Source organism: Microbacterium sp. (genome assembly GCF_031988965.1).
In the GTDB taxonomy this organism is placed as follows: domain Bacteria; phylum Actinomycetota; class Actinomycetes; order Actinomycetales; family Microbacteriaceae; genus Microbacterium.
Genome location: NZ_DALZXX010000022.1, coordinates 23,203 through 31,615 on the forward strand (window position 1 = coordinate 23,203; position 8,413 = coordinate 31,615).

6 protein-coding genes and 1 pseudogene are annotated in these 8,413 nt (G+C 69.9%); 1 reads left to right on the plus strand and 6 read right to left on the minus strand.

Annotated features, from left to right (window positions below):
- The 4 genes and pseudogenes from RTM68_RS07030 to RTM68_RS07045 form a co-directional block, all read right to left on the minus strand.
- Positions 1-1,847 (minus strand): annotated as a pseudogene (locus tag RTM68_RS07030) (glycoside hydrolase family 3 protein); the annotation flags it as partial.
- Between the two features lie 70 nt (positions 1,848-1,917).
- Complete coding sequence (locus RTM68_RS07035) at positions 1,918-2,808, minus strand: carbohydrate ABC transporter permease (RefSeq protein ID WP_312169563.1); 891 nt, start codon at positions 2,806-2,808, stop codon at positions 1,918-1,920.
- Positions 2,805-3,794: a carbohydrate ABC transporter permease gene (locus RTM68_RS07040; protein ID WP_396654202.1), complete on the minus strand. Its 990-nt coding sequence runs from the start codon at positions 3,792-3,794 to the stop codon at positions 2,805-2,807. Before RTM68_RS07040 ends, RTM68_RS07035 begins: the two co-directional genes overlap by 4 nt.
- The gene (locus RTM68_RS07045) at positions 3,775-5,073 is read right to left on the minus strand and encodes an extracellular solute-binding protein (protein ID WP_312169565.1); all 1,299 of its coding nucleotides are present in this window, start codon (positions 5,071-5,073) and stop codon (positions 3,775-3,777) included. The genes RTM68_RS07040 and RTM68_RS07045 overlap by 20 nt, the downstream gene beginning before the upstream one ends.
- Before the next feature lie 165 nt (positions 5,074-5,238).
- Between RTM68_RS07045 and RTM68_RS07050 the strand changes: the two genes are divergently transcribed.
- Entirely contained in the window at positions 5,239-6,240 is a 1,002-nt protein-coding gene (locus RTM68_RS07050; protein WP_312169567.1) for a LacI family DNA-binding transcriptional regulator, read from the plus strand.
- Here RTM68_RS07050 and RTM68_RS07055 read toward each other — a convergent pair.
- Both RTM68_RS07055 and RTM68_RS07060 read right to left on the minus strand, forming a co-directional pair.
- Positions 6,215-7,081, minus strand: a complete 867-nt coding sequence (locus RTM68_RS07055) for a PaaX family transcriptional regulator C-terminal domain-containing protein (RefSeq protein ID WP_312169569.1) — start codon at positions 7,079-7,081, stop codon at positions 6,215-6,217. The two genes, RTM68_RS07050 and RTM68_RS07055, sit on opposite strands and share 26 nt — an antisense overlap.
- Complete coding sequence (locus tag RTM68_RS07060) at positions 7,071-8,309, minus strand: aminotransferase class V-fold PLP-dependent enzyme (RefSeq protein WP_312169571.1); 1,239 nt, start codon at positions 8,307-8,309, stop codon at positions 7,071-7,073. The genes RTM68_RS07055 and RTM68_RS07060 overlap by 11 nt, the downstream gene beginning before the upstream one ends.
- Positions 8,310-8,413: the final 104 nt, after the last annotated feature.

Below are 8,413 nucleotides of genomic sequence, written 5' to 3' on the forward strand. Positions count from 1 at the left end.
CCCGCCGACCGCGGCAGCGAGACGGGCAGTCGGCCCGACGGCGCGACCCGTCCACTCAGCAGCCGGGCGAGCGCGGGCGCACCCTCCTCGCCGGGGAAGAACGTCTGCAGCACCGCGGCGGGGCGACCGGCAGGTGAGGCGCTTGCGGATGCCTCGGCCTCCACGGCCCCGAGCCCGGTCATCGCACCGGTGGCCCCGGCGCGGGGAGGCAGTGCCCAGTCGAGCACATACGGGCGACCCGTCATCGAGATCAGGATCACCGGGGTGCCCGTCGCGACGATCGCCTCGACGAGGTCGCGCTGCACGCCGGGCAGCTCGAGGTCGTCGACGTCGTTGCCCTCACCCACGGTGCCGCGTCCGAACAGGCCGGCGCGATCTCCGACGACGACGATCGCGACATCGGCGCCCGTCGCAGCCTCGACGGCGGCGGGGATGCCGGAGCGGTCGGTGCCCTCGACGGCGCATCCGGCCGTGGTCGTGATCTCGGCCGCCGGGAACTCCGCACGCAGAGCAGCGGCGACGGTCGGCAGCTCGATCCCCGCGGGCGTCTCGGGGTGATGGGCGAGCACGTGGTTGACGAAGGAGTAGCAGCCCATCAGCGCCTCGGTGCTGTCGGCGTTCGGACCGATCACCGCGATGCGCGCCGGCCCCGCCGGGTCGAGGGGCAGGATCCCGTCGTTGCTCAGCAGCACGACCGACTCCTCGGCGAGCCGCCGGGCGAGTGCTCGATGCTCGGCGGGGTCGAGGTCGATCGACGTCGGAGGCGTGTCGAAGTCGGCATCCAGCAGCCCGAGCTCCTCCTTCTGGGCGAGCACCCGCGCGACCGCCCGGTCGAGCACCTCGGGGGCGAGGCGCCCGTCGCGCACCTGGTCGGCGAGCGTCACGAAGGCGTCGGGAGAGGGCAGCTCGACGTCGATCCCCGCGGTGATCGCGAGCCGCGCGGCGTCGGCGGAGTCGGCGGCGATCCGCTGCATGCTCCGCAGGAAGTCGATCGAGAAGTAGTCCGAGACGACGACGCCGTCGAAGCCCCAGCGCTCGCGCAGGATGCCGGTGAGATAGCGCGGATCGGCTGCGAGCGGCACGCCGTCGATGTCGGTGTACGAGTTCATCACGCTGCGTGCGCCGCCCTCGCGCACCGCCATCTCGAAGGGCGGCAGAAGCACGTCTTCGATCTCGCGATGCCCGATGCTCACGGGCGCATGGTTGCGCCCGGCCCTCGACGCCGAGTATCCGACGAAGTGCTTGAGCGTCGCGTGCACTCCCTCGGACTGCAACCCGCGCACGTAGGCGGTGCCGACCCGGCCGACCACCAGCGGATCCTCGGCGATGCACTCGTCGACCCGGCCCCAGCGGGGATCGCGGATGACATCGAGCACGGGGGCGAGTCCCTGATGGATGCCGAGGGCGCGCATCGACGACCCGACCGCGCGACCGACCTCCTCGACCAGCTCGGGGTCGAAGGCAGCGCCCCAGGCGAGTGGCGTCGGGAAGGTCGCGGCCTTCCACGCCGCGAGCCCGGTCAGGCACTCCTCGTGCACGATCGCGGGGATGCCGAGCCGGGTCTCCTGCTGCAGGCGGCGCTGCTCGGCCCACAGCCACGCCGCGCGCTCGACGGGATCGACCGGACGGGTGCCGTACACCCGCGTGAGGTGGCCGATCCCGTGCGCGGACGCCTCCTCATAGCGCGATGAGCTCTTCTTCTCGCCCGACATCGGGGCGACGACCTCGGACCCCTGATCGACCCAGAAGCCGACGAGCTGCGCCTGCTTCTCGTCGAGGGTCATCGCGTCGAGCAGTGCGCTCACGCGCGGGGAGAGGGGTGTGGAGCCGGGGGACTGCGGCATCATGGTCTCTTTCTCGACGGCGTCGGCGGCGATGGCGATGGCGTCGGCGGCCGGCGACACCGGTGCGGTCGACTCAGCCCTTGACCGCACCGGTGAGCCCTCCGACGATGCGCCGCTCGAACAGGCTGAAGAAGATCAGCGCCGGGATCATCGACAGCGAGGTGAACGCCAGCACCTTCGCGGTGTCGACGGAGTACTGCGACGCGAACGACTGCACTCCGAGCGGCAGCGTGAACGCCGCCTGGTCGTTGAGGATGAACAGGGGCAGCAGGTAGCCGTTCCAGCTGCCGATGAAGGCCAGGATGCCGGTGGTGATGACCCCCGGCAGCGAGAGCGGCAGCACCATCCGCCAGAAGAAGCCGAGGCGGCTGCATCCGTCGATGAATGAGGCCTCCTGGATCTCGTCGGGGATCGCCCGCAGGAACGGCACGAGGATGATGATCGTGGTCGGCAGCGCGAACGCGATCTGCGGCAGGATGACGCCGCCGAGCGAGTTCATGAGCCCGAGGCTGCGCACGACGATGTACAGCGGGGTGATCGCGACGGTCAGCGGGAACATGAGCCCGGCGGCGAAGAACGCATAGAGCACGCCGCGTCCGGCGAACCGGTAGCGGGCCAGCACGTACGCGGCCATGAGTCCGAGGGTGACGGTGCCGACGGTCGTGGCGAGGGCGACGATCGTCGAGTTGCCCACCAGGCGCCAGAACACGTCGCCGGTGAGAACGTCGAGGTAGTTCGACGCCACCCACGGCTGCGGGAAGCCGGCCGGATCGGTCGTGATCTGCGCGTTCGTGCGGAATCCACCGGTGATGATGTACGCGATCGGCGCCAGCATGAGTCCGACCGCGATCAGTGCGACGAAGTACACCGCCGGGTTCGCCCACGGCAGCCGGGGCTTCGCAGCGCGGCCCGTACGACCGGAGCGGCCGGGCCGCTGGGTGACGAGTACCGAGGTGGCGGTCATCGGACCAGCTCCTTCTCGAGTTCGGGGGCATCCGGCTGCGGCTCGACCGACCGCCGAGACCGTGTGCGTGATGACGGGGTGCCGGTCAGTGCGCCGTCGGTGTCTCGACGAAGCACGGCGCGCTGGTAGATGAGCGCGACCACGAGCGAGATGAGGAACAGCACCACGGCGACCGCATTGCCGTAGCCGTAGTTGCCGGCGTTGCGCCCCTCCGACACCATGTACGTCGCCATGGTCGAGGTGCCGGCGGTCGAGGCGATGTACTGGCCCCAGATGATGTAGACGAGATCGAACAGCTGCAGCGAGCCGATGATCGACAGGAACGCCCAGATGCGCAGCGTCGGAGCGAGCAGCGGCAGGGTGATGCGCCACTGGATCTGCCAGTACGAGGCCCCGTCGATCGCCGCCGCCTCGTGCAGCTCGTCGGGGATGCCCTGCAGGCCGGCGAGGAACAGGATGACGGCGAAGCCGATGTACTTCCACGTGATGATCGCCATCAGGGTCCAGATCGCGATCCCCGGATCCGACAGCCAGTCGGTCGCGAGGAACCCCAGCCCCATGTTCGTCAGCATCGCGTTGAGGGCGCCGTTGGTCTGGAGCATGAGGCTCCATCCGGTGCCCACCACGACCTCCGAGATCACGTAGGGCACGAAGATCAGCACGCGGATGAGCGACTGACCCCGCATCCTGCGGTTCAGGAGCAGCGCCAGGAGGATCGCGATCGGTCCCTGCAGCACGAGGGAGAAGACCAGGATGAAGCCGTTGTGCGCGAGCGCGTCGTGGAACAGCGGATCCTGGAGGATCGTCAGGTAGTTCTTCAGCCCGACGAAGTCGGTGGGCGGACCGTAGCCCTGCCAGCTGAAGAAGCCGTAGTACGCCGCCATCAGCACGGGGAAGATGACGAAGGCGAGGAAGACGAGAAGGGCGGGTCCGGCCAGAAGCATCACTTCCAGCCGGACACCCTTCTCACGCTTTCGCTGCGGCATCCTGCACGGCCTTGACGAGGTCCTCCGCAGAGCTGTTGCCCGCGAGCAGGTCGACGACTGCGACGTTCAGCGCGTTGCCGACGTTCTGTCCGTAGACGGTGTCGAGCCACTGCGTCGCGTACGGTGCGTCGTTGTACGCGGCGAGGATCTCCTGCAGGTACGGCTCGGTGACGGCTTCCTGCGCGACGGTGTTGACCGGCGGGGCGTTGAAGGCCTTGTAGTACTCGGTCTGCACGGCCGAGGCGCCGAGGTGGTTCAGGAAGTCGACGCAGGCGTCGGGCGCATCGACCGCGCACGAGTAGCCGTCGACGCCGCCCATCATCGAGCCGGGTTCACCGTCACCGCCGTCGACCTCGGGGAACGGGAACCAGCTGAGGTCGGCGAGCGGCTGCTGATCAGGGGTGAGCGAGCCGATGACACCGGGGTTCCACGCGCCCATCAGCTCCATGGCGGCCTTGTGGTTCGCGATCAGGCCCGCCGAGCTGCCGGCGCCCTGCTGTGCGGTGGTCGTCAGGAAGCCGGAGTTGAACGGCTCGGTCTCGGCGAACGCCTGCAGATCCTCACCGGCGCGCACCCAGCAGTCGTCGCTGAAGTCCATCTCGTCGGCGGCCGCGGCGAGGGTGTCGGAGCTGCACTCGCGCAGGGCCAGCCAGTAATACCAGTGCGCGGCCGGCCAGGCATCCTTGGCGCCGAGGGCGATCGGCTCGATGCCTGCGGACTTCAGAGCGGCGTTCGCCGTCTCGAGCTCGTCGAGCGTGGTCGGGTTCTCGGTGATGCCCGCCTCGTCGAACAGATCCTGGCTGTAGAACAGCCCGCCGGGGAGCACGGCCACCGGCATGGCGTAGATCTTGCCGTCGAGGCTGTTGGCCGAGTACGCGGCATCCGGGATCTCGTCCTTCGCGCCGCCGGCGATCGAGTCGGTGAGGTCCTTGAGCTGACCCGCCTTGACCATCGCCGCCATCTTGCCTCCGCCGCGCTGCAGGAAGATGTCGGGGGCATCGCCCGAGTTGAGCGCCGTCTGCAGCTTGCCGTCGAGGTCCTCGTTCTGGATCGACTGGATCTCGATCGTGATGCCCTCGTTGTCCGCCTCGAAGTCGGCGACCGTCTTCTCCCAGAACTCCACCCCGGGGCCGGTCGTCGAGTTGTGCCACAGGGTCATGGTCGTGCCGCCGTCACCGTCGCCGCTGCCGGAGGTGTCGCCGGTGCAGCCCGAGAGCGCGAGCGCTCCGACGGCCAGCACCGAGGCCGCGGCGGCGAGGGGGAGCCTTCTGCTGTTCATGTGATCGTTCTCCTCATCGAGATGTGCGCGCCGCGTCGATGCGGGCGCCTGCGGAGGCTCGGGCGAGACCGCAGTGGGATGCAGTCTTCAGTCGGCGGTGGCGATCGTCAAACGTTTTCGAAAACAGTTTCCGCGGGCGGGCTCGCGGAGCTACGCTGGCGACTCATGGGAGCCCGCACCACGATCCATGACGTCGCGAAGGCCGCGGGCGTCTCGGTGTCGACGGTGTCGAAGGCGGTCAACGGTCGCTACGGGATCGCGGATGCCACGGTGCAGCGTGTGCTCGACGCCGTGAAGGATCTCGGCTACGAGTCGAGCCTGGTCGCGAGCAGCATGCGCGCCCGGCGCACCGGGGTGGTCGGGGTGCTTCTGGCTGATTTCGAACCGTTCAGCGCCGAGATCCTCAAGGGGGTCGGCGCGGCCATGCACGACACCGGATTCGACCTGCTCGCCTATGCGGGCTCGCACCACGGTGCGAGCGACGGCTGGGAGCGTCGGTCGCTCAGCCGGCTGTCCGGAACGCTGATCGACGCCGCCATCATGGTGACTCCGACGGTCGTGAGCGCCGGCACCGAGATCCCCGTCGTCGCCGTCGATCCGCACACGGGGCGAGCAGACCTGCCGACGGTGGAGTCCGACAGCTTCGGGGGAGCGCTCGCTGCCACCCGGCACCTGATCGAGCTCGGGCACCGGCGCATCGGCTTCCTCGCCGGACGCCCCGATCTGCGGTCGGCCGGTCTGCGGGACGCCGGCTATCGACGAGCGCTCTCGGATGCGGGCATCCCGCTCGACCCCGCCCTGATCGGCGTCGGTCGTTACGAACTCGAGGCGACGCGCGAGTCGGCGCGGGTCATGCTCAGCGGCGACTCCCGACCCACGGCGGTCTTCGCCGCGAACGACCTGTCGGCGATCGCGGTGATCGACGTCGCCCACCAACTCGGACTGCGGGTGCCGGCCGACCTCTCGGTGGTGGGCTTCGACGACGTGCCCGAGGCGACCAGGCGGGCTCTGCCGCTCACGACCATCCAGCAGCCGATGCGACGGCTGGGCGCGGTGGCGGCCGAGATGGTGTTCACCCTGCTGTCGGGCGGCGAGATCGACGAGATGAACGTGATCCTGACCACCCGACTCGTGGTGCGGGCTACGACCGCGCCGCCTCCGCAGTGACTGCCCCGGTGAGCTCGCGCACGTGCTGCCACGCGGCATCCGCCAGTGTCGTCGACAGGCGCGCGAACTCGGCGTAGCTGCGTCCGCCCGGCCAGTCGGCGGGGAGCATCGACGGCGGAAGGCCCGGGTCGATGTACGGCAGCACTCGCCAGCTGTCGATCAGTCGCACATAGGCGGCGAACGGCTCATCGGGCAGAGCCGTCAGCGACCGCTGGAAGGCGAGGTGCTCGTCTCGCAGCGCGTCGAGGTCCCACCACTCGGACGCGGCCTCCGGCAGCGTGCGCGATGTGGTCGGCGCACCGGCCCGGAACAGCGTCACCCATGCTCGGGCATCGAGCTCGGTGACGATGTCGACGACCTCGTCCTGCAGGTGACCGGGGCAGATCCACAGCGCGGGCGACACGACTCCCGCACCGATGAACTGCAACCGGCGGCGCAGCTGGTGGCGGATGCTGCGGGCGCTCTCCGGGATCGAGAACGAGATCAGGCACCAGCTGTCGGCATCCGTCATCTCGCGCATCTCGAAGATGCGGCGATCTCCGCGCTCGAGCATCGTGACGGCATCCGGATTGACCCGGTAGCCGACTGCGTGCCGGCGTTCGGCGAGCAGCAGTCCCTTCTGCTTGAGGCGCGTGATGCCGGTGCGCGCCTGCGCCGTCGGGATTCCGAGGTCACCCGCGAGGGCGACGAGGTCGGCCGCCGAGATCCATCCGCCGAGGGGGCGCAGGTAGAGACCTATCAGCGTGCGCAGCAGCGACGCCGTGCTGCCGGGGCGCGCATCGATGTCGTCGAGCACGGTGCCCTCGGCATCGGTGACCGACCCCGAGCGCTCAGCGGTCATGCGACTCCAGAGCATCGCGCACGGCGAGCGCGCCCGTGAGCGTCTCGGCGTGCGAGGTGCTGAGCGGTGAGAGTCCCAGGCGGATGCCGTCGGGGAAGCGGAAGTCCGGGATGATCCCGTCGGCCCACAGCCGCTGCGTCACGGCGCGGAAGTCGGGGTGTCCGATCGTCACGTGGCCACCGCGGAGGTCGGCGTCGCGCGGGCTGAGCAGGCGCACGTCGAGCGGCGCGAGCAGCTCGTCGTAGGCGCGCACGGCGAAGTCGGTGAGAGACTTCGCCTTCTCACGGACGCCGTCGATGCTCGCCCGCTCGATCAGATCGAGCATGCCCTGCATCGCGACCATCGAGGTCACCGGGGGAGTGCCGCTGAGAAGCTGGCGGATGTCGCCCGCCGGCACGTACTCAGGGCCCATCGCGAAGATGTCGGCGGCGCTCCACCAGCCCTGGATCGGCTGGCGCAGCACACCCTGGTGCTCGTGCCGCAGGTAGGCGAACGCGGGGGAGCCGGGACCGCCGTTGAGGTACTTGTAGGTGCAGCCGACGGCCATGTCGACGCCCCAGGCGTCGAGCTGCATCGGGATGACCCCCGCCGAGTGGCAGAGATCCCACATCATCAGCGCACCGACCTCGTGCACCGCATCCGTGATGGCGGGCATGTCGGCGAGGGCGCCGGAGCGGTAGTCGACGTGGCTCAGCGAGACGAGCGCCGTCTTGTCGGAGATCACGGCGACCACGTCGGCGATCTGCACGCCGAGAACCGGGTCGGGCTCGATCCAGCGCACGGTCATGCCGGTCTCGGCGGCGACGCCCGCGGCCATGAAGCGGTCGGTCGGGAAGTTGCCCGCCTCGATCACGAGCTCGGTGCGGGTCGGGTCGGCGGTCGCGGCGGCGCGCATCAGCTTGTAGATCAGCACGCTCGTCGAATCGGCGACGACGGTCTGCCCGGCAGCGGCGCCGAGGGTGAGGGCGCCGATGCGGTCGCCGAGCTCCATCGGAAGGGTCATCCACTGCTCGTCCCACGAGCGGATCAGGCGCGTGCCCCAGTCGTCGCGGACGAAGGCGGCGAGCTTCTCGGGGGTGTCGCGCAGCGGACGGCCGAGCGAGTTGCCGTCGAGGTACGCGCCGACGCCCGGAGCTTCGGCGAAGGCGTCGAGGTGCGCGCGCAGCGGGTCGGCGGCGTCGAGGGCGCGGGCGGAGTCGAGCAGGGCGGAGTCGGTGGTGTCGGTCATGTCATGCCTTCAGATCAGCGCTGGTCAGCGGGCGGGCGAGAGTCGGGTCGGCGTCGGTGCCGGTGCCGGCGTCGGTGCCGGCGTCGGCACCGTGGCCGGGTAGG